26 protein-coding genes, 1 tRNA gene and 1 riboswitch are annotated in these 22,842 nt (G+C 58.9%); of the genes, 16 read left to right on the top strand and 11 right to left on the bottom strand.

The annotated features are described in order from the left end of the window. Positions 1-2: 2 nt before the first annotated feature. The 3 genes from B060_RS0109975 to B060_RS0109965 form a co-directional block, all read right to left on the bottom strand. Complete coding sequence (locus B060_RS0109975) at positions 3-884, bottom strand: DUF4349 domain-containing protein (RefSeq protein ID WP_081606829.1); 882 nt, start codon at positions 882-884, stop codon at positions 3-5. Between the two features lie 111 nt (positions 885-995). Beyond that, positions 996-2,576, bottom strand: a complete 1,581-nt coding sequence (locus tag B060_RS0109970; RefSeq protein WP_018081636.1) for an alpha-N-arabinofuranosidase — start codon at positions 2,574-2,576, stop codon at positions 996-998. Between the two features lie 116 nt (positions 2,577-2,692). Continuing rightward, positions 2,693-3,136, bottom strand: a complete 444-nt coding sequence (locus tag B060_RS0109965; protein ID WP_018081635.1) for a MarR family winged helix-turn-helix transcriptional regulator — start codon at positions 3,134-3,136, stop codon at positions 2,693-2,695. Positions 3,137-3,239: 103 nt separating this feature from the next. Here B060_RS0109965 and B060_RS0109960 point away from each other — a divergent pair, with 103 nt between their 5' ends. After that, a complete protein-coding gene (locus B060_RS0109960) occupies positions 3,240-3,665 on the top strand; it encodes an organic hydroperoxide resistance protein (RefSeq protein ID WP_018081634.1) in 426 nt (141 codons plus the stop codon). Here the strand turns inward: B060_RS0109960 and B060_RS0109955 are convergent. The 3 genes from B060_RS0109955 to metX are packed head-to-tail and all read right to left on the bottom strand — an operon-like array spanning position 3,662 to position 6,727. Beyond that, positions 3,662-4,537: a TIM barrel protein gene (locus B060_RS0109955; RefSeq protein WP_018081633.1), complete on the bottom strand. Its 876-nt coding sequence runs from the start codon at positions 4,535-4,537 to the stop codon at positions 3,662-3,664. The genes B060_RS0109960 and B060_RS0109955 overlap by 4 nt on opposite strands. Positions 4,538-4,572: 35 nt before the next feature. After that, positions 4,573-5,742, bottom strand: a complete 1,170-nt coding sequence (gene metB / locus B060_RS0109950) for a cystathionine gamma-synthase (RefSeq protein ID WP_018081632.1) — start codon at positions 5,740-5,742, stop codon at positions 4,573-4,575. Position 5,743: 1 nt separating this feature from the next. Further along, positions 5,744-6,727, bottom strand: coding sequence for a homoserine O-succinyltransferase MetX (gene metX, locus B060_RS0109945; RefSeq protein ID WP_018081631.1), 984 nt, complete (start codon positions 6,725-6,727; stop codon positions 5,744-5,746). 81 nt (positions 6,728-6,808) lie between these two features. Beyond that, positions 6,809-6,959: riboswitch (SAM riboswitch) on the bottom strand. Positions 6,960-7,140: 181 nt separating this feature from the next. Between metX and B060_RS0109935 the strand changes: the two genes are divergently transcribed. Next, a complete protein-coding gene (locus B060_RS0109935) occupies positions 7,141-7,905 on the top strand; it encodes a hypothetical protein (protein ID WP_018081629.1) in 765 nt (254 codons plus the stop codon). Here B060_RS0109935 and B060_RS0109930 read toward each other — a convergent pair. Next, on the bottom strand, positions 7,898-8,812 hold the full coding sequence (locus B060_RS0109930) for a DMT family transporter (RefSeq protein ID WP_018081628.1): 915 nt from the start codon (positions 8,810-8,812) through the stop codon (positions 7,898-7,900). The genes B060_RS0109935 and B060_RS0109930 overlap by 8 nt on opposite strands. A gap of 26 nt (positions 8,813-8,838) precedes the next feature. Continuing rightward, positions 8,839-9,483, bottom strand: a complete 645-nt coding sequence (locus tag B060_RS27160) for an acyl carrier protein (protein WP_155847774.1) — start codon at positions 9,481-9,483, stop codon at positions 8,839-8,841. A 192-nt stretch (positions 9,484-9,675) separates the two neighbouring features. On the opposite strand from B060_RS27160, the gene B060_RS0109915 reads away from it, so the two are divergent. From B060_RS0109915 to B060_RS0109895, 5 genes are all read left to right on the top strand, one after another. Next, positions 9,676-11,346, top strand: a complete 1,671-nt coding sequence (locus B060_RS0109915; RefSeq protein ID WP_018081625.1) for an amino acid kinase family protein — start codon at positions 9,676-9,678, stop codon at positions 11,344-11,346. A gap of 14 nt (positions 11,347-11,360) precedes the next feature. After that, positions 11,361-11,714, top strand: a complete 354-nt coding sequence (locus tag B060_RS0109910) for an MmcQ/YjbR family DNA-binding protein (RefSeq protein WP_018081624.1) — start codon at positions 11,361-11,363, stop codon at positions 11,712-11,714. A 193-nt stretch (positions 11,715-11,907) separates the two neighbouring features. Then, positions 11,908-12,705: a class I SAM-dependent methyltransferase gene (locus B060_RS0109905; protein WP_018081623.1), complete on the top strand. Its 798-nt coding sequence runs from the start codon at positions 11,908-11,910 to the stop codon at positions 12,703-12,705. 9 nt (positions 12,706-12,714) lie between these two features. After that, positions 12,715-13,563 (top strand): 23S rRNA (adenine(2030)-N(6))-methyltransferase RlmJ, encoded by an 849-nt coding sequence (gene rlmJ, locus B060_RS0109900; RefSeq protein WP_018081622.1) that lies wholly within the window; start codon positions 12,715-12,717, stop codon positions 13,561-13,563. Between the two features lie 87 nt (positions 13,564-13,650). After that, entirely contained in the window at positions 13,651-14,205 is a 555-nt protein-coding gene (locus B060_RS0109895) for a hypothetical protein (protein ID WP_155847775.1), read from the top strand. On the opposite strand, the gene B060_RS0109890 is transcribed toward B060_RS0109895, so the two are convergent. After that, on the bottom strand, positions 14,180-15,124 hold the full coding sequence (locus tag B060_RS0109890; protein ID WP_018081620.1) for an endonuclease/exonuclease/phosphatase family protein: 945 nt from the start codon (positions 15,122-15,124) through the stop codon (positions 14,180-14,182). The two genes, B060_RS0109895 and B060_RS0109890, sit on opposite strands and share 26 nt — an antisense overlap. A gap of 93 nt (positions 15,125-15,217) precedes the next feature. Between B060_RS0109890 and B060_RS0109885 the strand changes: the two genes are divergently transcribed. Next, positions 15,218-15,727 (top strand): DUF4112 domain-containing protein, encoded by a 510-nt coding sequence (locus B060_RS0109885; protein WP_018081619.1) that lies wholly within the window; start codon positions 15,218-15,220, stop codon positions 15,725-15,727. Between the two features lie 64 nt (positions 15,728-15,791). Further along, on the top strand, positions 15,792-16,232 hold the full coding sequence (locus B060_RS24200) for a DUF2793 domain-containing protein (RefSeq protein ID WP_155847776.1): 441 nt from the start codon (positions 15,792-15,794) through the stop codon (positions 16,230-16,232). Between the two features lie 235 nt (positions 16,233-16,467). On the opposite strand, the gene B060_RS0109875 is transcribed toward B060_RS24200, so the two are convergent. Beyond that, positions 16,468-17,505, bottom strand: coding sequence for an IS110 family RNA-guided transposase (locus B060_RS0109875; protein WP_035423395.1), 1,038 nt, complete (start codon positions 17,503-17,505; stop codon positions 16,468-16,470). Positions 17,506-17,553: 48 nt separating this feature from the next. Between B060_RS0109875 and B060_RS0109870 the strand changes: the two genes are divergently transcribed. The 3 genes from B060_RS0109870 to B060_RS0109860 all read left to right on the top strand — a co-directional run bounded on the left by B060_RS0109870 (position 17,554) and on the right by B060_RS0109860 (position 19,360). Next, a complete protein-coding gene (locus B060_RS0109870; protein ID WP_018081616.1) occupies positions 17,554-18,378 on the top strand; it encodes a hypothetical protein in 825 nt (274 codons plus the stop codon). A gap of 1 nt (position 18,379) precedes the next feature. Beyond that, the gene (locus B060_RS24195; protein ID WP_023447352.1) at positions 18,380-18,769 is read left to right on the top strand and encodes a D-Ala-D-Ala carboxypeptidase family metallohydrolase; all 390 of its coding nucleotides are present in this window, start codon (positions 18,380-18,382) and stop codon (positions 18,767-18,769) included. A 147-nt stretch (positions 18,770-18,916) separates the two neighbouring features. Beyond that, on the top strand, positions 18,917-19,360 hold the full coding sequence (locus B060_RS0109860) for a hypothetical protein (RefSeq protein ID WP_018081615.1): 444 nt from the start codon (positions 18,917-18,919) through the stop codon (positions 19,358-19,360). Between the two features lie 430 nt (positions 19,361-19,790). Here the strand turns inward: B060_RS0109860 and B060_RS0109850 are convergent. Then, positions 19,791-19,865: transfer RNA gene (locus B060_RS0109850), tRNA-Thr, on the bottom strand. Between the two features lie 158 nt (positions 19,866-20,023). Between B060_RS0109850 and B060_RS0109845 the strand changes: the two genes are divergently transcribed. The 4 genes from B060_RS0109845 to B060_RS0109830 all read left to right on the top strand — a co-directional run bounded on the left by B060_RS0109845 (position 20,024) and on the right by B060_RS0109830 (position 22,619). After that, a complete protein-coding gene (locus B060_RS0109845) occupies positions 20,024-20,215 on the top strand; it encodes a hypothetical protein (protein WP_018081613.1) in 192 nt (63 codons plus the stop codon). An 89-nt stretch (positions 20,216-20,304) separates the two neighbouring features. After that, a complete protein-coding gene (gene murA, locus B060_RS0109840; RefSeq protein ID WP_018081612.1) occupies positions 20,305-21,597 on the top strand; it encodes a UDP-N-acetylglucosamine 1-carboxyvinyltransferase in 1,293 nt (430 codons plus the stop codon). Further along, positions 21,598-22,071: a DUF2948 family protein gene (locus B060_RS0109835; RefSeq protein WP_018081611.1), complete on the top strand. Its 474-nt coding sequence runs from the start codon at positions 21,598-21,600 to the stop codon at positions 22,069-22,071. Positions 22,072-22,154: 83 nt separating this feature from the next. Next, positions 22,155-22,619, top strand: coding sequence for a UPF0262 family protein (locus tag B060_RS0109830; RefSeq protein ID WP_018081610.1), 465 nt, complete (start codon positions 22,155-22,157; stop codon positions 22,617-22,619). Positions 22,620-22,842: the final 223 nt, after the last annotated feature.

Raw genomic sequence — 22,842 nt, 5'->3', positions numbered from 1 at the left:
GGTTAAGCCTTTCCGATCTTGCTGGCTTTACGCTTCCTGAACCATTTTACGAACAGCCAGATCAATGGGACAATCACGATCAACAGCGGTATCAGGAAGGCCGCTGCACTGATGATGATGCCAAGCATGATCATCATGTTGTTGAGGATGTTGCGGAAAGCGTCTGTAACCGGTGAGAAGGTATTGTGTGACGCCGCAGCGGCCTCGCTCTGGTAGGTGAGGGTCAGGTGCGTGGTGGCGACGCGCTTTTGAAGCACAGCCAGTGTTGATTGCGCCGAATCAATATCGCTCTGAACCTGCGATAACTGGGTTTCGGCCTCAACCAGATCGCCGATCTTGCCCGGATTGTTCTTGATGATGTTGAGTAGACGATCACGCAGAGCAAGCTTGTTTTTCAAATGGGCGTCAGTATCGACGATCTGCAGGCTGAGATCTTCGCTCGTTACATTCTGGGAAAAGATATGAGCATTTGAATTTTTCAGATTGGCACTGAGTTGGCCTTGCCAGATTTTCATCCATTCCGGCGTAACACGCAGTTCCAGGGTTTTGCGCACAAAACCGCTGCCCGGATTATTATCGGCGCGCATTGAGATCATCTGGCAGGCCGCCTGACCTGCTTTTGCGCAAGCGCTCTGATCGGCATTGATCAGGGCATCTACGCCTTTGGTGCCGGAGGAAAAGCCGTAGTCATAATCGTAGGCCAATTGGGGGGGGGCAGAGGTTACAGTGGAGTGAACTGGGGCCGATGCTGCGGCATCTACGGCCTGAATATTCACATTCATTTTTTCGTCGGCATAGCTTTCTTCTGTCGCCGTCTGTTTGGAACAACCGCTTAAAATCATAAGCGCAGTTGCGGCCCATATAACGACGGATAGTTTTTTCATTTTAGTCCCCGGATGTGTTGTGCGGACTATGACTCCGAACTTTGGCGCTGACCATAGAAAAAGCCCCGCCAGCCTAACTGACGGGGCTCTGTTGTCTGCAAGGCTTACGGCTTAATCGAGCGACACCACGGTCACCGATTCCGGCGCAACCTTCAGGATAAGCGAGCCGTTCCTGGCCGTGGCCGAGAAGGCCTTCGTGGTCACCACATTCGGATTATCGAAGGTGTTGATGCTGTCGATCTTCGGCGCGGTCAGGGTTTCGCCGGTCGCGCTTTTCGCCTTGAGGCCGAGCACGGAAGCGTCGATTTCAAGCGGCTGGGTCGGGTCGATATTGGTGATCGACAGGTAGACCTTACCATCCTTGCCGCGGGCGGCGATGATGTCGGCGCGTGGCAGGGTGATGCCGCCGCGGGTATAGGTGCCGGCCTCATAGGTCACGGGAATAACCGTTGCGTCCTGGAAAGGTACGTACAGCTTGAAGACATGATAGGTCGGGGTCAGGATCATCTTGTCGCCATCGGTCAGGATCATGGCCTGCAGGACGTTGATCATCTGGGCGATATTGGCCATGCGCACGCGATCGGCATGGCGCGTGAAGATGTTGATCGAGACCGCCGCCAGGATGGCGTCACGTTGCGAGTTTTGCTGATAGAGGAAGCCCGGATTGGTGCCGGGTTCGCCCTTGTACCAGGCGCCCCATTCATCGACCGCCAGCGCGATCTTCTTCTGCGGATCGTACTTGTCCATGATGGCCGAATGCTTGCTGACCAGGTCTTCCATGCGCAGCGCGGTCTTGATCACCTTGGCGTATTCGGTCTCATCGAAACCCGAGGCCGGCTGGTACGGAGGCCAGGCTTCAAAGCCGGAATAGTAGTGCAGCGACAGGGCATCGACATCGCCGGACTTGTTCTTCATGAACACTTCGGTCCAGTTGTAGTCGTCGACATTGGCGCCGGAAGCGACCTTCTTCATGCGCTTGTCGCCGGTCTGGGCCGGATTGTAGTTCTTGGCGTAGGTTGAGAACTGGCGGTACTCGTCGGTGTAGTGCTCGGGCGTCATATTGCCGCCGCAGCCCCAGCTTTCATTGCCGATGCCAAGGAAGGCGACCGAATAGGGGGCAGGATGGCCATTTTCGCGGCGCGCCATGGCCAGGCTCGTTTCCTTTTCCGAGGTCATGTATTCCAGCCATTCGGCGGTTTCCTGCGGGGTGGACGAGCCGACATTGGCCGAGACATAGGCTTCGGTGCCGACCTGGCGGGTGAATTCCATGAATTCATCGGTGCCGAAGGTGTTGGGCTCGATCACGCCGCCCCAGTTGGAATTGAGCGTGACCGGGCGCTTGCCCTTGCCGATGCCTTTTTCCCAGTGATATTCGTCGGCGAAGCAACCGCCGGGCCAGCGCACGTTCGGCACCTTGATGGCCTTGAGCGCGGTCACGACGTCGTTGCGGATGCCGTTGGTATTGGGGATCTTGGAATCCGTGCCGACCCATATGCCGCCATAGATACCGGTGCCGAGGTGTTCAGCGAATTGTCCGAAGATATTGCGATCAATCACAGCGCCGGATTTGGTGGTGTCCACGGTCAGCTTTGAGGTCGGCGTGGCGGCATGGGCCCAGCCAAAAGCCAGTAAACTCATGGCTGACAAGGAAATGACCACGGATTTGGTCCGTGACATGGCGCGGTGGTGCATAGTGGATCTCCCTAAGGCCCATTTTTGGGTTTGGAGGTTTTGTAGGACAATTGAATGTGGCTGACAAGTGGCCGCTTTCTACGGACCCGACTTATTTTTGAGGCGCGAAGGTACGGCTATTTTTCTCGTAGGCTTCGACCGACCTCGGTTAACTGGTCGCGCAGGTCGAACAGGCTGTCGAGGTTTAGGCCTGAGGCGCACAGCAGCGCTTCGGGAATGGCGCGGGCCTTGTCTTGTAAGGATTTTCCGTGTGGTGTCAGGTAGATGCGGGTGATGCGCTCATCATGGGCGTCGCGCTGGCGCGTCACGAAGCCGGCCTTTTCCATGCGCTTGAGCAGGGGGGTTAATGTGCCCGAATCGAGGTGCAGGGGCTGCCCCAGGGCGTTGACCGAGCGACCATCCTGATCCCACAGCAGCAGCATGACGAGATATTGCGGATAGGTCAGGCCCATCGGCTCCAGGTGCTGTTTATAGGCCTGCGCAAAGGCGTGCGCCGCCGAATAAACGGAGAAGCAGAGCTGGGTTTCGAGCTTGAGTTCGGGTGGGGAGGTATCGGGCATGGGTGACTCGCAAAATTTTGAGAAAGATAGCGCACAATCTTCTTGACATCAAATTGTGTGCAATATAATTGTGCGTTATTGAAATTTATCAAGGAGACTGATCATGACCATCGAAACTATCACCCCGATCTACACCGCACACGGCAAGGCCACCGGCGGCCGCGAAGGCACCGCCACTTCGGGCAACCAGAACCTGAAGCTTTCGACACCGCGGGAACTGGGCGGCGCCGGCGGCGAGGGCACCAATCCGGAAGAACTGTTCGCTATGGGCTATGCCGCCTGTTTCATTGGCGCGCTCAAGGCGGTGGGCGCCGGTCAGAAGATCGCTGTGCCGGCCGATACCAGCATCGAATCGAGCGTTTCGATCGGTAAGATTTTACACGGCTTCAGCATCGCGGTGGAACTGAAGGTGTCGCTGCCGGGCCTGGCGCCTGACGTCGCCGACAAGCTGATTGCCGACGCCCACATGGTCTGCCCATACTCGAACGCGACGCGCGGCAATATTGACGTCAAGCTGTCGCGTATCTAAAGATTAGCCGCTAACGACAGGGCCACGGCATCGCGGACGGCGCGGCCGTGGTCATTGTCGAGCGGATAATATTCCAGCCCCATCGGGTCTTTGTAGCCCGCCGCACGGATGGCTTTCAGCAGGTTGACATGGTTGACCTCGCCGGTGCCGGGTTGATGGCGGCCAGGCACATCGCCCAACTGAACATAGCCAACCTGATCGATGCCGGCGGTGAACTTTTCGATCAGGTCGCCGTCTTCGAGCTGCATATGATAAAAATCCCATTGCAGCTTGATCATCGGCGAATGGACGGCGCGCAGCATGGCGGTGGCCGGGCGCGAACCGTTGAGCAGATGCCCCAGATGATTGACCGTATTGAACGGCTCGACCAGCGCCATCAGGCCGGCCTGTTCCAGCAGGGGCGCAATGCGCATCAGGCCTGCGGTATAGCCAGCCAGCATGGCCTCGCGGGGCATACCGTCCACGATGTGGTGCCCGACGAGTGTGATCTGCTTATTGCCCATGATGGCGGAATCGCTGATGGCCTGGCGGATCATGTCCAGCAGGGCGTCGTGCTGCCCCGGGTCCGAAAAATTGGGGGCGGTCGGTGCGTATTGCGTCAGCGTCAGACCGTTGGCATCGAGCAGGGCGCGGGCCTTGCGCGCGTCCAGACCTTCGCGCCGCACCGGCCAGAACTCAACATTGATAAATCCATCCGCCGCCGCACGCGCAAAGCGTTCGTTGAACGGCACGTCATTATACCAGGTGTCGAGATTGCAGGCGAAGGGGCGCAGCGCCGCCTTTATGTCGGTCTTCGCGCTGGCGGGCGCCACACTGGCGGCGGCGGTGATACCGGCCGCCAGCAGCGCCATTCTGCGTGTCATTTTGGTCATGTGCGTTTCCCTTGTTTGAGGGAAGTCTATGACAATCAGGCGATTTGCGCCAGCCCGCGATCGAGGGCAGCGATCAGGTCTTCGGAATCTTCCAGACCAATGCTGAGACGCAGGAGACCGTCGGTAATGCCGGCGGTCGCCAGGGCGGCCGGCGACATGGCGGCGTGGGTCATCGATGCCGGATGCACGATCAGGCTTTCGATACCGCCGAGCGATTCGGCCAAGGAGAACAGCTCGATGACATCGAACAACTGTTTCACGGCTTCGACACCGCCAGCCAGTTCAAAGCTCATCATGGCGCCGGGGCCGGCCTGTTGCTTTTTGGACAGTTCGTGTTGGGGATGCGACGGCAGGCCGGGATAATGGACGGCTTTGACCTTGGCATGACCGGCCAGATATTCGGCGATCGCCTGCGCCGATTGTTGCTGCTGGCGGATGCGGACGAACAGGGTGCGGACGCCGCGCAGGGTCATGTAGCTGTCGAACGGCGCGGCCGTGGCGCCGACGCAGTTGGCCCACCAGCGATAGGTGGTGACGTCTTCTGGGGTAGTGCAGACGAGCGCGCCGCCGATGACATCGGAATGGCCGTTGATATATTTGGTCGTCGAATGGACAACGAAATCAGCACCGAACTTGATCGGGTTTTGCAGGGCGGGCGACAGGAAGGTGTTATCGACCGCCACCTTCGCCCCGCACTTGTGGCCCAGCGCGATCAGCTTCTCTAAATCGATCAGGCGCATCAGGGGGTTGGACGGCGTTTCCAGCAGGAGCAGGGCGGTCGGCTCGGAAAGGGCAGCTTCGATAGCGGCGTCATCGCCCTGATCAACATAGACCAGATCGATCAGGCCTTGTTTGGCGCGGGCATTGAGCAGGCGCTGGGTGCCGCCGTAGCAATCGTGCGGCACGACAACGCGCTTATTGCCGGGCAGATCCTGCCACAGCAGATCGAGCGCCGCTAATCCTGAAGCCACCATGACCGCCCCAACGCCGCCTTCCAGCTCGGCGATAACCTCAGCGATGATTTCGCGCGTCGGATTGCCGGAGCGGGCATAGTCGTAGGAACGCTTCTTGCCGAAGCCCTCGAAGGTGTAGTTGGTCGTCAGATAGATCGGCGGCATGACCGCGCCATGCGCCGGATCGGAATCGATGCCGATATTGATGACCTTGGTGCCGAGCTTGGCGTTTTTGAGATAGTTTTTGGACATTTTATGCTTCTAGTGAGGTGCGAACGATATCGGACACAAGTTTGATTTCCTTTAGGAAAGCATCGTGACCATAAAGTGAGGGAAAGTCGATGAAGACGCTGTCGTGCAGAGCTTCGGCCAGCAGCTTCATGTCGCCATAGGGCACCAGTCGGTCGGTCGGCACGGCGGCGAGAAAGACCTTGGCCTTGATCTTCGCCGGATCGACGCGGTGGCGGTCGAGGCTGTCTGACATCGAGATCCAGCGGTTGACGTCCGTGGCGGAATAGGCGTCACCACGGGCGCGCAGGTACTGGCAGACGACATAGTAGTCGCCGGCGATGGCGGGCGGCGGACCATCGAATCGCTCGGAGAATTCGGCGTCTGAGCGATAGGTCGTCATGGCCAGTTGGCGGGCCAGCGAAATCCCTTCGGCCGGCTTGCCGTTTTCGGCGCCGAATTTCAACAGGCGGCGTTGCAGCCCGCGGAACGCGGTGGCCATGGGGTGCGCGCGGTGCGCCGCCGAGATAACGCACAGGCGCTCGACCGCATCGGGATACAATTCTGCGAAAGCCAGACCGATCATGGCGCCGTAAGAAGCGCCGATGAAGCTATAGATCTTATCAACATGGATCTGGTCGAGCAGCAACTTCACCAGCCTGGCCTGATCATGGGTGGTGATGGTGTAGATGTGCGAGGCCGGCAGGCGCGGGGCGAACTCGATGGAGAGCACGCGATAATGGTTGAGATCGAGCGCTTCGCCGGGGCCAGCGACGCCTTCCCACCAGCCGGGCGCGGTATCGGTAGCGTCTTCCTTGGCGAACAGCACACGACCGGCCGAGATGCCGCCGGCGGCCACAACCACGGGCGCATCCTTCGGGCCATAGAGCCGCGCCACCACGTCCGTCTGTTCGAGCTTCATGCCGCTTTGCAGTCGGAAATCGGCGGGCAGGGGGGCAGTGATATCGGTGCCGATCAGGTCGGGCGCGGTGAAATTGATGACGTTCATGGTGTGTCCGGTCGCTACAAAATCTCACCGGACCAGTCGAGAGCAGACACCGCTCCGCACTTTCGCACGGGGATTGTCATCCTCTCATCTGTCAGGGCTTTTATGCTTTCCGCAACTCGCATCGAAGAGATGCGAACTGCTTGGGCAGCCCTGTAGGAGTTGGCACCATACTGCATGTGCAGCGGTTGCCCCAGCGTCGTCGGGCCTTTCCCTCGGCTGGTCTCGATGAGTGGTTCGCTTATGCGGAAAAAGTGCTGTCCCGTCAAGATGTATGCTTAGGGCGCGTGAGGCATAGAGCTGATTTTCGGCGCGGAATGCGCGAGAAAATGCACAGTTCTGGGTTGTGTTAACCGATATTATCAAGCTCGCCTTAAACTTTTTACGGTATCTTCTTATAGGTGTCAGGAGGGGATATGCCGTTTAAATATGCGTGGATTGCGCTTGGCGTGCTGGGCGCAGGTGCTGGTATCGCCATTGCTGCGGTCGGTCTGGTTCCGTCCTCATCGGAAAAGATGCGAGAAAAGGGTATGGGGGCCGTCGTGAAGCCCACCGACTCGCAATTTCCCCCCGTAACGCCTGGCGCGCCTTCGATAGGCGCCCGCATACGTTCGGCAAAGCTTCAGGCCATTGAAATGACGATCGTCAGCTTGCAACATGATGGCGTTGATATTGATCCATCCCTGGTCAGGCAGGCGATGGACGATGGCCCAAGCGTTGAGGGCTATATCAATTATGCGTCCATGCCTCGTGTCGTGTCGCTCAGCCGCATGGATCGTGACGATCCCATCGATATGGACGTCGCCTGCTTCGCTGAATCGTCCGGATACGGTACCGGTCATATGATTGTTAAGAGTGACGGGACGCGCGCTTTGCTCCGCCGGTCGAACTTGTATAGCTGGATTGTGAGCGGTTGCGCCGATGCCATTCGTACGCGCGGCCGACAGATGAACAGGGTGCAGGTTCAAGTCACGTTGCGTGATCTGTTACCCGATACCCCGGAATATGCCGAGATGCGCCGTGAAATATTGACCCAACTGAATAGCAAGCCTGTACGCAGATATCAGACGCGTCCAGATCGCCTCGAATACCCTGTCCGTTCGACGCATATTCGTCCGACGCGTATTCGTCCGACTGTTATCAACCCGACTCTTATCCGCCCGACGGAGCTCTCTAGGTAGGCTTCGAAGCGCCTTTAAGCCGGCTCCACTCCGACAGGAAGATGCCGGCGCTGACCAGGCCAAGCGCGATCAGATGATAGGTGTGCAGGGGTTCGCGCAGGATAATGACCGCCAGGAAGACACCGAAGATCGGCAGCAGGTTGATGAACAGGCCGGCGCGGTTGGCGCCGATCCGCTCGATTCCGGCGATATAGGTGGCCGAGGCGATCAGGGCCACGAAGACGGAGGCGTAGACGACCACGCCCCAGCCGGTGGCATCGGGGGCGGGGAAGGGGTGCGTCAGGTAGCGCCAGATCAGGACCGGCACACACGTGATGGCCGCGCCGATGCAGGGAATAGCCAGCAGGCTCTGCCAGTGCATGACGGGCTTCCATTTCAGGCTGACAGAATAGCCGCCATAGATCAGCACGGCCAGCAGCATCATGATATCGCCAATATTGAACTGGAGGCGCAGCAACTGGGCGATGTCGCCATGGGTGGCAGTCAGGATAACGCCGAACAGCGTGAGGGCAAAGCCGATCAGTTGCGCCACCGTCGCGCGGGTGCGGAACAGCAGGTAGTTGCCTAAGAAGATGATGAAGGGGATGCCGGCCTGTTCGATCATCACATTGATGACGTTGGTTTGCGTCAGGGCCGAATACAGGAAGATGTTGAACAGGGAGAAACCGCTGACACCATAGGCCATCAGGAGCGGCCAGTGTTTGACGATAACCGGCCAGTCGGCTTTCAGGTGTTTGACCGACAGCGCGGTGATGATCAGCGCCGCGATCGACCAGCGTAAAGCCGTCAGCAGTATGGGATCTATGTGACCGGCGGCGATCTTGCCCGCCACGCTGTTACCGGCCCAGATCAGGCTGGTGAGGATCAGAAGGCCATAGGCTTGCAGAAGGGCGGGACGGTTATTCATAAACCGCTCATAACGGTAAGTGCTTGTCAGATAAAGCGGGATTCGCGGGACAGGCGTTTGGGTTCAACACCCATTTGATCGGCCACGATTTGAGTAAGCGCCTTCCATACAGCTTGCGGTGCAAGGGCCGCGCCCTCTTCGGCAAGTCGTTTCAGATTTTTGGCGGCCAGACTGGAAGCCAGTTCGCCGACCGTCTTTTGCTCAGGCAAGCGGGCCGGGAAAAAGCGCGCGGCGATAGCAAGCAGAAAGATGGCACTCAATAAGCCTGTTAAAAACGCCCAACCACCGAATGCCAAAAACACAGGGATATTTATCGCTAAAACAAGCACTACAGCTATCAGGCATCCGAAGGCACTTATAGATAGATGCGCGACTGACCATCCTGCGAGCCGGCGGGTGACGGCTTTATAATCAAGGTCGGTCAAAGCTCGCAACGGTGTTGATGGTGAAAGTCTGCGTGGCAATCCGGTGCGTTGAATGGCGGCTTTAAGGCGATAAAAGCTCATGCTGGTCGCGCATTTGTTGCCGCCTCTGTTAAGCTTCTCGGCTTCCTGACAAACCAGATCATGCAACTCACCCAAGGTGCGAATGCGCGCAAAAGCTTCATCATGAAATTTAACGCCGAGGGATTTTTCGAGCGTTATAATAACGTCGATGAAATCATCGTCCAAATCTATATCATGAATGATCCTAGCGTATTCCGGCATACGGGCAGGACATACCCGGTGCTGCATTTTGTCAAGTTGACAAAGAGGTTGCGGCTGAAACCGGGCTTAAGAATCTCAACGCTAAAGACGTTTTTTCTTGGCTCCGGCGTCAAAGTCTTATAGCGACCGTGCAAATTGGTCTGAAACGGGTGAATTATGTCTGTCCTCGTCGTTAAATTCGGTGGTTCGGTTCTCACGAGCGAAAGCGCTCTGCAACGCGCCGTGGCGGAAATCTATCGCTATGTCCGTGACGCCCACAAGGTGATCGCCGTGGTCTCGGCCTTCAAGGGCCAGACCGATCAGCTTTTGCGCCTGGCTGGCAGCTACACGCAGGCCTCGGTGTCTTCGGCCACACCGCATCTGGTGGAGACCGGCGAAATGCGCGCCGCCACCCTGCTGGCCATGGCTGCTGAGCGTTCGGGCATCGTGACGCAGTTCCGCTCGGCCAACGAGATCGGACTGATCGCCGAGGGGGAGCACCTCAACGCCACACCTGTGTCGATCAGGGCTGAAGTTCTGACAAACGATCTGGAAAAGGTCGATCTGGTCGTGGTGCCGGGCTATGTGGCTGAAAATGCTGCCGGCGAGCCGGTGCTGCTTGGCCGCGGCGGTTCCGACCTGACGGCGGTCTATATCGCCCAGGCGCTCGGCGTCGATGCCCGCCTGATCAAGGATGTGGACGCGGTTTATGACGGCGATCCGGCCACGGTCGGCGATTCCGTCCGCCCCTACGAATCCTTAAGCTGGGACGAAGCCCTCAAGATCGCCTTCCCTGTGGTGCAGGGCAAGGCCATGCGCTTCGCCGCCGATAACGGCCTGACGGTACAGGTCGCGGGCCTTGCCAAGGGGTACGAAACCACCCTCGGCACCACGACCGCCTATCGCAAGGCGCCTGTCCTCAAGCGCCCGATCCGCATCGCGGTCATGGGCGCCGGCGGGGTTGGCTCGAAATTCCTCGAGCGCTGCCTGGAATGGCCGGAACTGATCGAGGTCGACCGCATTCTGGTGCGCGATGCCTCGAAGCGCCGCGATCATCCGCTGGCCGCCAAGTTCACCTCTGATGCGCGTTCGTTCGTGCGCAACGATGTCGATGTGTTTGTCGATATCGGCACCGGCGTATCGCCCTCGGCCGCACTGCTCGAAGGCTTCCTGAAAGCCGGCGTGTCGGTCACCAGCGCCAACAAGCAGGCGGTGGCAGCTTCGGCGGACAAGCTGCGCGCGGCGGCCAAGGCTTCCGGAGCCATGCTGACCTATTCGGCCTCGGTCGGCGGGGGGGCACCGATCATCGAGGCGCTCAAACGCGCCGTCGCCGCCGGCCATAAGGTCAAGTCGCTGGCCGGGGTGCTCAACGGCACGTCGAACTTTGTCATCGATCAGGTCGAAGCCGGCAAGACCTTCGACGCCGCCATGGATGAAGCGCGCCGTCTGGGCTTCGCCGAGCCGGATTCCACCGCCGATCTCGACGGCACCGATGTCGGCGCCAAGCTGAAACTTCTGCGCGACATCGCCTTCCCCGGCCAGTCGCCCAAGCATATTGAAGTGGGCCAGATCACCGAGGACTCGCTGATTATTCCTGCGGGCAAGGGCCTGCGCTATGTGGCGCGCGCCTACCCGACGCCGGAAGGCCTGCAAGGCTCGATGAAGCTGGAAGTGCTCGATGCCGATCATTATCTCGTCGGTGCCCGTGGTGAACAGAACCGCGCCATCATCGAGTTGGATAATGATGAGACGTGGTATGTGACGGGCAAGGGCGCCGGCGCCTGGCCAACCTCGGAATCGCTGCTGGCCGATACGCTGCAAATCGCCCGCGAGATGCCCCTGAAATAGCGACATGACATAAAATGGACACCGCCGCCTTCAACGCCTTCTGCGCGACCTTGCCGCACTCGACCCATGTGGTGCAGTGGGGCGAGGCGGATGTCTGGAAGGTAGGTGGTAAGGTGTTTGCTATCGCCGGCTGGAGTGACAGCGCAGGGCTTTCGGTCAGTTTCAAGGTGACCCCGATCGGGTTCGAAATTTTGAGCGATGCCGAGGGATGCCGGCCTGCGCCCTATCTGGCTTCGCGTGGCATGACGTGGATTCAGGCCACTCATATCGCGTATGCGGATCTTATGGACCATGTGCGGGCGTCCTACGACATCATCGCCAGTGCCTTGCCCAGGAAGACACGAAAAGAATTGGGACTTGAGGCGTAAAGCGCAGCAGGCAAACTGTTCGACAAAAGCAAGAATCACAATACGAAGTGCTATGCGCTATGATCATCCGGACAGCACCGTGACCGCCTGCCCCTTGTGTGGCGGAAGCCAAAATCATAGCGTGCTGCCATTGGGAAAGGCTGAGGGCCTTGAGCGCGCTGCTTGTCGGTGTGACGGCTGTGGGTTCGTTTATATGGCGCCGCGCCTGACCAATGATTATCTAAACGAATATTATGGCTCGGCTATAGTCTACGCCTATGGCTCCGACAATCCGGCCGACTATGAAGCGGTCATTGCCGACAAGATGGGAATGGTGGGAAAGTTCGTCGCCTCGGTGAGCGACGCCCCGCAGTCCGGTCTGGCAGTCGACTATGGCGCGGGAGCCGGTTCGACCGTGAAGGCCTTGTCAAATCTCGGTTTTGACGCCGTGGGCGTCGAAATCAGCGCCAAGTCGCGCGCAACGGCGACGGCGCTCTTTGGTATCGATGTCCGCGATGGCGACCTGGCTCAGTTTGCCGATGATAGCATTGCCTTGTTGACTATGTTCGACGTGATGGAGCATTTGCTGGAACCACTCGCTTTTGCCAAGCAGTTGCACGGCAAGATCCAGCCGGGCGGATTGGTCATGATTGGCGTTCCGAATTTTAATTCGCTCGATCGGCAGGTGCGTGGCGTGAATTCGCAGGTCATGGTTTTCCCGGAGCACGTCAACCATTTTACCAAGTCGAGCCTGACACGGTTGATGGAAATGGCGGGCTTCGACGTTCGCTATATAGGATCTCCGCCGCCTTACGGGGTGGCTATCAGTCTGGGCATACGCCGTACTATGGTGAAAATTTTCGGGCGGAATGTAGTGACACGCGCCCTGAGCGGTGCACTGGCGCAGATCAAGCGTTATGTTGTATATCCGCTTCCGAACCTGATCGTCGAACGTTCGGGGCTGTTCGGTCACAGTCTTCTTGTTCTTGCACAGAAGCGCGCGCCGCTCTAAGGCTGGCGTATGAATTACAGACACGGTTTTCACGCCGGAAATTTCGCCGATCTCGCCAAGCACGCCGCGGTCCTGACCCTGCTGCGCCTGATGCGCAAGGACGACAAGCCGCTGATGGTGGTCGATACCCATGCCGGCGCTGGCTACTATGATCTTTCCAATCCGGACTTTTCGCGCTCTAAAGAAGCCGAGGCTGGCATCAAGTACCTGATGAGCCGCGATGTACCGGAAAGCCTCAAGCCATTGGCTGATTATGTCAGGGCCAAGAACCTGAAGGCGGGGTTCAAGGACCGCGTCGGTATCTATCCGGGATCGCCGACGCTTGTGCTCGATCACCAGCGCACGGGGGATGAGTATGTCGGCTGCGAACTGCGGCCCGATGATTTTGAGCTGTTACAGGAGCGCATCGAGCCGCGCGGTCAGGCGGTCAAGGCGGATGGCTATTTTATCGCCGTCGAGGCGTCGCAGGACGACAAGGAATTGTTTTACCTGATCGATCCGCCGTTTGAGAAGGCGGACGACTATGATCGCATCACCAAAACGGTCCACGCCGTCCTGACCCTGCGGCCAGAGGCGCGCTTTCTGATCTGGCTGCCGCTCAAAGATCTGGAGACTTTCGATTCGTGGCTGCGCCATATGGAGCGCGAGGTCAGCGAAGGCGATCTGGAGGGCGCGCCTGAAATTCTGGTGTCGGAATTGCGTCTGCGCTTGCTGTGGAACCCGATGAAGATGAACGGCTGCGCTCTGGTGGCGATCAATCCGCCGGCGGGTTTCCTGCCCCTGTTCAAAACCATTTCCGAGGACGTGGTTAGGACTTTTGGTGAGGCTGACGGCAAGGCGGTTGTCAGGATATTGTGATCATACGCCTGATTGGCGAGTCCGGTGCGATGTGTTATGTTGCGCCGCAATATTAACCCGCACCATACAGAGGCTGAGATGTTGAGCATGACCGATTTTCAAACGCCGAAATTCCCGCCCGTCGCCACGCCCGAAGAGATGAAGGCGGCATCGGAGAAGGTGATGAACTTCTGGGTGGGCGCGCTGTCGCCGATGTGGGTGCCGTTCTGGGCAGCATCGAGCTTTGGCTTAAGCGCCTGGGCGATGACGCAAAACCTCGCCAAGAGCGAAGGCCTGCTTAAGGATATGCCGCTGGCCGGTAGGTGGCCTGGTTTTAATGGCGTGTGGGGGGCGGCTGCTAACCTTCAGGACGAGGCGGTCAAGACCGCTGAAGCCGTCACAGAGCCCGTGGTCGAAGCCGCCAAAGAAGCGGTTGCCGAAGCGGTTCAGGCCATGCCGGAGCCCGAGGTCGTGCTGGACCGGGTGATTGAGGCGCCGGTGGCTATCGCCGATGCAGTCGTGGTGGAAGCGGGCACTTTGAAGGTGGCGGCTGAAGACGCCGTGAAGGCCAGTGAGAGCGCTGTAAAAGAAACGCTGAAGGTTGAGCCCAAGCCGATCGCCAAGGCGGTTTCGGCGGTCAGGAAGCCTGTGAAGAAGGGGTGAGTTTCGCCGGGTAGATATCGATGACGATCGGCCGGTGATCCGAGCCATTGTCCGGACCGACCTTGCGTCTTTGCAGGCTTAAACCTGAGCCGGCGAACGCGTTATCAATGGCGATGCGGAAAACACCGGGCAGTAGGGCTGGCCAGGTGCCGGTTGGTGCTGCCAGCGGGCGGAAGTTGTGCTCGCGGGCGAAGTCCTGCAGCAGATAGGCGCTGAGATCGCTGTTAAAATCGCCGACGATCACGGTCCTGGCGTTTTGTTCCGGCCTTAAGTCCGTGCGCAGCCGCGTCGTTTGTGACACCTGGCAGGTATGATCCAGGGGCGTGGGCTGGCACAGGTGAACTATGGCGACATGCAGCAGGCCTTGCGGCGTTTGGATATCGACCTGATCGAAACTGTAGCGCGTCTTTCCATGACGATCACCTGCAATGGGATAACGCGAATACACGACCGCATCGCAGTCTCTGTATTGATAAGGGTATTGGCTTTTCAACAGCGGCGTCAGGTTTTCGGCGGTGATGCGGAAGTTTTCGACATTGGCAATAATGTCCGGCTTCTCCTTATCGATCCAGATTTTCAAATGCTCCGGCGTCTTGTTCATGATGTAGAGGTTGGCGAACATCAGCCTGACGGGCGGCACGCTTTTATCGGCGGGTTTTTGCGTGATGAAGGCCTGCGGCGCCAGCGCCCACAAGCCCATCAGCACAGCCAGTACGCCAATATGCCCGGCCCACGTTTGCCTTGCCCAGTAAAAGGCCAAGGTGACGACCAAAGTGGCGGACAGCACGGGCAGGGTGAAGATATCGAGCAGATAGAAATAGGCATGATGAGAGTTGGTTACACAGAGGCTGGCCGCCACCACGGCTGCCAGGCTGATACAGATACATAGGAACGAACAAAGCTGCTTGAACAGGCGCATCGGGCGGTGTTTTCTAATCCGTATTGACAAGAACGGTGTTCGCACCGCACCTTAAAAACAGGGTAAATAGTCTCGTTTCGGGGGGCAAGGGGCATGTTGGCAAAAACACACGACGATATCAATCGTATCTATGACACGGTCGAGACGGTCAAGCGCCTGTCAGACCGAATTATCGGCATTGGCCCCATCAATATCATTGGCCTCGACGGTATACTGGCGCTGCTGCCTATCCCTGGTTTGTCGACGGTCTATTCGGTGGGGGCAGGGCTTATCCTCCTCACGCAAGGTCTGCGCGCACGGGTCACCGCTGGCACGCTGGCCACCTCGCTGGTTATTCTGCTGATCGACAGCGGCCTGACAACGGTCGAGGATGTGGTGAAAATGATACCCGGCGCCGGCGCCTTGCTTGGCCTTATACCCGGCGGTATTGACGCCATCTTTCAGGGGCATCTTTACGCCGCGCACCTGATCCAGAAGGACATCAAGCTGACGACCTATGTTGAAGGCACGGCGGCGGATGCCATGCGCGACGGCAGCCATCAGGGCCATGTTGCCGATATGCGCGCCACCAAGGGCAAGAAGCGCATCGTTTATCTGGGTTAAATAATCCCCACTGTCTTCCAAGCCTTCATGCTTTCGGGCCTAACCCTGAAAGCGAAGGTGAGCCGTGAGCGAAACGACCCCGAGACTATTCTTGCCGCTGATCGGCGACCACCGCCAGAAGCGCATCGTCATGAACGCCGGGCTGATGAAACTGGAAGCGCTGGTGCAGGCGCAGGTGATGAGCCGCACCACAGCCGCTCAACCCGCCAGTCCGCTTGATGGCGACAGCTATATCCTCCCGGCCAGCCCGACGGGCGCCTTCTGGAGCCTTTTCACGGCCGGCAGTTTTCTGCGCGCGGAGGGCGGCACCTGGGAGGTGGTGATCTTTCCGGAGGGCGCCATCGTCCATATCCGCGACGAGCACATCTTCCTGATCCGTACCGCCACAGGCTGGGCGCCGTTTGAGGACGTGCTGCGACAGTTGTCGAACCTGACGGGTCTTGGCGTCGGCACCGCGCCGGACGTGTGTGGACGCCCCCTAAAATGCAAGCAAAATCTCTGTTGATCATGAACAATATGGTCGGGTGCTGACGTGTGTCCGGCCTCAAGATGCGACCTTCATACGTCGCGGGCCCTTATGGAAGTTCGCAGATCTGGTCCAATACGTTTACCCGCACTCGATGTGCACCTCCGGCGTCTGAGTCTCCTGACCTGTCTAGTCGACCGCTTGTCCTTAATCTCCTTTGACCCTGCCCACATTATTTAGTCGTTGATCATGTGCCCATGTCACCGACTAAATTTCATTTCGCACTGACGCCCAATGGACCATTGGCACTGTATATCCCACCGTTCGTCATCAACGCCCAGGCTATACGAGCCGTTCGATTGGCAAGTGCAACCGTAATAAGCATGGGATGCTTTTTGCCCAACATACGGCTTAGCCAAGATCCCTCGGGAGCGCCATGGCGGGCAGCCCATCGGACAACGGATGCCGCGCCGATGATCAATAATCGGCGCAAATCTCGTTGGCCCATCTTGGATGTTTTGCCGAGTTTCGTCTTGCCACCCGTAGAATTCTGCCTGGGCGTCAGTCCCAACCATGCCGAAAAATCGCGGCCCTTTGTAAAACTCGCTGAAGGCGGAGCCAACGCCTCAAGGGCCGTAGCGATGACTGGTCCTATCCCGGGAATGGTCATCAGGCGCTTCGCGATATCATCTTCTTTGGCACGGTGTGCGATCTCCGCATCCAGCTGTTTAATTTTGGTTTTTAACTGCCCCAACATCTCAACTAGAGGCGCGCAGGTCGCCCTTGCCAGCTCTGGCAGGTCGCACGCCGGATCATCGAGCCTGGCGATCAAGCTGCCGACGTGGGCCGGACCAGCAGGAATGTAAATCCCGAATTCAGCCATGTGCCCTCGAAGAGCATTTATCAACTGAGTTTTCTGGCGGACAAACAAATCCCGGACCTTGAAAATCATAGACGCCGCTTGCTTGATGTCACTCTTGACTGCAACGAACCTCATGGTCGGCCTCATCGCTGCCTCGCAAATGGCTTCGGCATCGGCCGCGTCGTTCTTCTGTCGCTTTACGAATGGTTTGACGTAAACGGCTGGAAGCAGGCGGACTTCATGTCCCAGCTTCGCGATCTCCCGTCCCCAACAGTGGGCGCCGGCGCAGGCCTCCATAGCGACAATGCATCGCTCCAAGCCCGCAAGATAGGGAAGCAACTGGCTACGGGAAATCTTACGACGAAGCAGAACGGCGCCCTTGAAATCCGCCACATGAACCTGGATCGTATTCTTTGCCAAATCGAGACCAACGATGTTAAACTTTTCCACGGACGCTTCCTCTCTTGCTTGGTCCACAATGACCATTCTGGCACTTTGATGCCGTCGAGTGGGGGCGTCCACCCCATCGCTTACAATGTGCTGGCCGTCAAAGGGGCGGTGGCCCTGCTAAGCGCCAAACCGGCGTCTGAGGGCGGCAGCGGCGATATCAGCCTGGGCCTTAACAAGGAAAACGATGGCGATACGGCGCAAATCCTCCTCCAGAAGGGCTATAGCTCGCGCGCCATTCTGGGCCTGCTCGGGGATAACACGCTTCGCCTCAAGGTATCGCCCGATGGTGCGGCGTGTACGACCGCCCTGACCGCCGCCGACAATGGCAAGATTTCAGCGCGCTGGGGCATTCAGCCGCCGGCCTGGCCGATGAAAAGCACGCTCGGCGCGGGCGGCAAACGCGTCGGGCCTATCGGCATGACGACCACCAGCAATGCCGCGGTGACCGCCAACCGGCTCTATGTCGTGCCGGTGGCTGTTCCCTATGATCTGACAGCCGTGGCGCTGAATGTGCGGGTGACGACGGGGCCGAGCGGGAATGTTCGCCTGGGTATCTATGCCGATAATCAGGGGCCTCCGGGGGGCTTGGTCGTCGATGCCGGCACACTGACCACCACGACGGCAGGCGCGTTGGCGCTGGCCATTTCGCAGCCCTTGAGCGCCGGCATCTATTGGCTGGCGGCGGCTTTCAATGCAGCGCCCGCGGTCAATATGGCCGTGAGCGCTGCCATGGGGCACGATTCGGCGTCCGCGACGTCCGCGACCGGGACCGGCTATTATCGCGCCTTCACCTATGCCGCCTTGCCGGCCGATGAAAGCGCGCAGGTCTACACCGCCCTTTCCGGCACGGCGCCGGCGCTTCTGGTGGGCTGACATGGAGCGGGGACTTTATCCGAAAGCCTCGGCCTTCAAGCCTGATCGCTGGGTGTGGCCACATTTCACGCCGCTCGAACTGGCCTGCCGTTGCGGTAAATTCTGCGGCGGTGAATATTATCACGATCCGGATTTTCTCGATGCGCTGGAAGCGGTACGTGTCAGGATCGGCTTCCCTTTACGCATCAATTCAGCACGACGCTGCGCCTTGCATAACGCAGTGGTCGGCGGGGCGCCCTTGTCGCAGCATCGCGTTGCTCTCGCGGTCGATATCGACGTGGCGGGATGGGGTGACCGGGCCGCGGCGCCTTGCGCAAAGAAGCTCTGGCGGCGGGATTTACCGGTTTCGGTTACGGCACGAATTTTCTGCACCTGGATCGTCGGCGGCTGACCCCGCCGCGCACCCGTCCGGCGCAATGGGATTACAGCAATGGAGGCATGACACGATGGATATCCTATCCTTGACCGGCAGCGGTGCCCTTGGGGGCTGTTCGGCGCCCTCGGCTCAGGCGCTGGCCGTCTGGTCGGTATTTTCGAGATGCGCGAGAAACGCCAGGACCGCACGCTGGAAATGGCGCACGAAAAAGACCTGTGGGCGCATGAGGCCGATTTGCAGGCCCTGCAGATCAAAGGCCGTGCCGAGGAAACCGAAAACGAACTGAAGCTTGGTGCGCAGGGACTGGAAAGAAGCGCTCTGGAGGGTTCATGGACGGGTTTACGCGCCTCTATTGACGCAGATGCTCGTATCGGCAGCAGCTATCCCTGGGTCGAGGCGGTGCGCGGTCTGGCGCGTCCTGTGCTGACGGTGCTGATCTGGCTGATCTTTACCGTACTATTCTTCAGCGCCATGGCGTCCAAACTGCCGGCGTCGACCTCGGAGGCGGTGATCCTGACCTTCGTCAATGCGGTCACGTTCGCGGCTTCGAGCGCCCTGGCCTGGTGGTTTGGTGATCGCGGCCCGCACATCGGCCTCAAGCGATAACATCACAGGGCTTTTTATCGTCTTTTTGCTGTGAAGGCCAAAGACGAATATCGCCGCGCTATCGCCGCATTGTTACGCTATGTTTCAGCTTGTGACGAGGAGTCGCTTATGTTCCGCTTTGATTTCAACTTCATCCGCCCCCGGCCTCTGTCAAAGCCGCTCGTACACAGGTGAGCGAAGCGACCTTCCGCCGCAAGATGGAGACCTCGAACCATCTGCGCCATATGTGCGGCTTCGATACCGAACTTTACCAGGCCACCAGCGATCTGCGGCGTTAAGCACCCGCGCTGACTTGATCTGATCGGCGGTACGCAGTCGGTCGAGGCGGGCATCAATGTCAGTTTCGCCGTCGGCGATCTCATATTGAGCCAAAGCTAAAAATGTCGGGATAAAGTGGTCGGGGCCCCTGTCTTTAAAACAGGGGCCCCGCTGGTGCCACGTGAGAGACTCGAACTCTCGACCTCAGCCTTACCAAGGATGCGCTCTACCACTGAGCTAACGCGGCCCGACTACAAAAAGTAACCGAGGGCGGGGCTATAGCCAAAGTTTTGCCGAAGACAAAGCGAAAAGTGACGAACAAACGCGAAAAATCGCCGTGCTTGCAATTAATCCCCTGATTTCTTAAGTCAGAGCCTGCAAGTCGAAGTGAAATGTCATCCCGTCATGAATGATACCCCGGAAAAACCAGCCGCCCAACGTACGCAGCGCACTCACGCCGAGATCAAGGCCGAGCGCTTGCAGGCGGCCTTGCGTGAAAACCTGCGCCGGCGGAAGGCCGCCAATGCACCGGCCAGCGTGTCATCAACCGGGAGCGACGGTGATATTGCCGAAAAACCGGTTCAAAACGACGTGTAAAGACGGACGGGGTGTTGCGCAGGGCCTAATGTCATGTAGAACCGCCTATCCGCAGTTTGCGGACATTGGTTTCGAGTCACGGACACATTATGGATCGCATTGCTATTGAGGGCGGCCACCCGCTCTTCGGAGACATCCCCGTTTCAGGCGCTAAGAACTCCGCCATCAAGCTGATGGCTGCGTCGCTGCTGACCTCCGAACCCGTGCGACTCACGAATATGCCGCGTCTGGCCGATACGCGCCTGCTCGGCCGCCTGCTGCAACGCTTCGGCACCCAGATTGCCGAATCGGATGGGCCGGACGGTCCGCAGACCCTGCTGCACACCCCTGAAATTACCTCGGCCTTCGCCCCCTATGATCTGGTGCGCCAGATGCGCGCCTCCTTCAATGTGCTGGGGCCTCTGATCGCCCGCACCGGCCACGCCAAGGTGTCCTTGCCCGGCGGCTGCACCATCGGCGCCCGCCCGGTCGATCTGCACCTGAAGGCGCTGGAAGCGCTCGGCGCCCATATCGATATGCACGAAGGCTATGTCTTCGCCCAGGCGCCGCGTGGCCTGAAAGGTGCCGAGATCGAGTTTCCGTTCGTCTCCGTCGGCGCCACCGAGCACGCCCTGATGGCCGCCGTCCTGGCTCACGGCACGACCGTGATGAAGAACGCCGCCTGCGAACCCGAGATCGTTGATCTCGCCGAATGCCTGAACGCCATGGGCGCCAAGGTGAGCGGAGCAGGGACCAGCACCCTCGTTATCGAAGGCGTCACCAGCCTCAAGGGCGCCGACTGGTCGGTCATCTGCGATCGTATCGAAGCAGGTACCTATGCCGTGGCCGGCGCCATGGCGGGCGGCGAAGTGCGCCTGACCAAGGTACGGCCCGAACTTATTTCCATCCTGCTCGATAAGCTTGTCGAAGCCGGTTGCGACGTTGAGCGCGGCGATAATACCGTCACTATCCGGCGTTCGGGCAAGATCCGCCCCGTCGATGTCACGACCGACGTCTATCCCGGTTTTGCCACCGATCTGCAGGCGCAGTTCATGGCGCTGATGGCCCTTGCCGAGGGCGAGAGCGTGATCCGCGAAACCATTTTCGAGAACCGCTTTATGCACGTGCCGGAACTGGGCCGTCTTGGCGCAGATATCCGCGTCACCGGCAATGAGGCCCGCGTCCATGGCGTCAGCGAGCTGCGTGGCGCACAGGTTATGGCGACCGATCTGCGCGCCTCGGCTTCGCTCGTGATCGCCGGATTGGCGGCGCGTGGCGAAACCATCGTCAATCGCGTTTATCACCTGGATCGTGGCTTTGAAAATCTCGAAGGCAAGCTGTCGGCCTGTGGCGCGGTGATCAAGCGTCTCAAGGGTGATGAGCCCATCATGGAAGACGAATAGATGGGTTTGTTTGGCCAAAATGTGCTGGGATGGGGTAAGGTGCCTGCCAAGCCTCTGCGCCTGATCGCGCATGAGGCCGATGACCTGCCGGCGATCTCCGCCATTGTGCAGGATGGGGCTCTGCGTGTCGGCGATATCGCCTATGACCCCACGGGCCGCCATCTGACTCTGCGTATGAATCGCTTTTGCCACGAAGCCGGTGGTGCCACGCCCTTGCGAGCGCCGTCGGTTCTGCGCATCAGCGATGTCACCGCCATCAAACGGCGTGGCATCGATCTGACGCAAACCCTCGGTGCGCTGAGCCTGCTTGATATATCCGCCGAAGCGCTGGAAGCGCCCGCCTTCGCCCTGACGCTGCGCTTTGCCGGCGGGGCGGACAAGGATATCCGTCTTGAGGTCGAGTGTCTCGATGTCCTGCTGCTTGATCTGGCCGCGCCGCGCCGCGCCAAGAGCACGCCGCTTCACGAACTCTGAGGTTTAGGGCGCTTGCCAAAACAGAGTGAGTCGCGCATCCTTTGCGTTCTGACCTGATTGCCTAACTGCCTGAAAGACATGACATGCGCCTTGCCCGTATCGATATCGACGAAGCCTCTCTGAGCGCCCCTTCCGATCAGGTCGAGCACGAGCGCAAGGTGGCGATGTTTGATCTGATTGAGAAGAACAGCTTCGAGCCTGAAGGCGCCGTCGAAGCCGGTTCGGAAGGCCCCTTCGATCTGCGGCTGGCTCTGGAAGACAACCGGCTGGTCTTCGATATCACCGGTCCTGACTTCGCCCGCAAGATCATGCTGTCCCTGGCCCCCTTCAAAACCATGCTGCGCGATTATCGCATGATCTGCGAGAGCTATTACGAAGCCTTGAAAAACGCCACGCCCGCACAGATCGAGTCGATCGATATGGGGCGTCGCGGTGTCCACAATGAAGGCGCTGAGCTTCTGACTGAGCGCCTTAAGGGCAAGGTAGCTCTTGACCGCGAGACAGGGCGGCGTCTATTCACACTTGTGAACGCCTTGGTGCGCAGCTAAGATCGGTCCCTGATGGGCACATTTTGCCTAGACTTATGTTTTCATTACTTTTTTGTCATTCATACTGGTTCATCAATAGGGCTGAATTACGTCTGAATGCGGACGATTAAAACGCGGTTCGCCTTGTACGGGGCCGGACCGTGTTCATATGGCCTTAATCGGCCGCAAAGACCTCAAAAAGACCCTGTAATCGCCCCACGAAGGCCCGTTCGCATCGCCATAT

It is taken from the genome of Asticcacaulis benevestitus DSM 16100 = ATCC BAA-896 (assembly GCF_000376105.1).
Classification (GTDB): Bacteria; Pseudomonadota; Alphaproteobacteria; order Caulobacterales; family Caulobacteraceae; genus Asticcacaulis; species Asticcacaulis benevestitus.
This window is presented reverse-complemented; position numbering and strand designations above follow the sequence as displayed.